Genomic DNA, 622 nt, shown 5'->3' with positions numbered 1-622 from the left:
CAGCAGCTTGCCCATCCAGAAGCTGATGAAGAACATCACCACGAAGTAGATGGTCAGCGGGATGGCGATGCGCAGCACATCCAGCGGCAGCTGCAGCACCATGTCGCCCTTCAGGCTGAACATGGCCACGATGGTCAGCAGCAACGCCACGAGCGTCAGCGGACTGATCTTCGGAATGAAGCGCACCTGGTACCAGGTCTCACCCTTGCTACTGATCAGGATCTTGCGGGTCAGGAAACCGGCCAGGAACGGGATGCCCAGATAGATCATCACCGACTGAGCGATGTCGAGGAAGCTGGTCTCGATGACGCTCCCCTCAAGGCCAAACAGCGGCGGCAGCAGGCCCAGGAAGATCCAGGCGTACACGCTGAAGAACAGGATCTGGAAAATGCTGTTGAAGGCGACCAGGCCCGCCACGTACTGGTTGTTGCCACCGGCGATCTGGTTCCACACCAGCACCATGGCGATACAGCGCGCCAAGCCGATGAGGATCAGGCCAGTCATGTACTCAGGCTTGTCGGAAAGGAACACTACTGCCAGCCCGAACATCAGTACCGGGCCGATTACCCAATTCTGGACCAGCGACAGCACGAGGATGCGCTTGTCCTTGAAAACCTGAGGA

Annotated in this window: 1 protein-coding gene; it reads right to left on the bottom strand. The window is 58.5% G+C overall.

Features of this window, described 5'->3' with window-relative positions:
- Nucleotides 1-622 (bottom strand): arsenic resistance protein (locus tag CC207_RS28105; protein ID WP_371916519.1); only part of this gene is annotated, 622 nt, incomplete at both ends.

Origin of the sequence: Pseudomonas sp. DrBHI1 (assembly GCF_002205115.1) — a bacterium.
GTDB lineage: Bacteria > Pseudomonadota > Gammaproteobacteria > Pseudomonadales > Pseudomonadaceae > Aquipseudomonas > Aquipseudomonas mosselii.
This window is presented reverse-complemented; position numbering and strand designations above follow the sequence as displayed.